1 protein-coding gene is annotated in these 517 nt (G+C 39.5%); it reads left to right on the top strand.

All coding sequences use genetic code 11. From position 1 onward, the window contains the following. The coding region (locus ACYU7A_RS12325) for a hypothetical protein (protein WP_460576970.1) at nucleotides 1-517 on the top strand (517 nt) is incomplete at both ends.

Below are 517 nucleotides of genomic sequence, written 5' to 3'. Positions count from 1 at the left end.
GGCATCGATGGCAGTTTAAATATTTGCGGTAGTAGTTCTACACCTATTAATTTATTTAGTTTGATTACAGGCGAGAGTTCAGGAGGTTCATGGGTAAGAACAGGCGGAACAGGCGGAACATTCAATGCAGGCACAGGAACTTTCACTCCATCGGTAGGTACGACCTCGAGTACTTTTGAATATACTGTTACAGGAGCTGCGCCATGTGGAGTAGATATTAGTATTGCTTCTGTAAATATTACAGCACAATTGGATGCAGGAATTGATGGTTCTTTAACTGTTTGTGAGACATCAGGTATTATAGATTTATATAGTATTATTACAAGCGAACAATCAGGAGGATCATGGGTAAGAACTACAGGAACAGGAGGAACGTTTGATTCAGTAAACGGAACATTCACACCGGCAGTTGGATCAACAACAAGTACTTTTACATATACATTAACAGGAATAGCTCCATGTATTAGTGATTCAAGTGTAGCTACAATTACTATTAATGCACAACCAGTTGCAGGAG

Source organism: Flavobacterium koreense (assembly GCF_054776075.1).
The sequence above is the reverse complement of the archived record's forward strand: the minus strand, read 5'-3'. Positions and strand labels throughout refer to the sequence as shown.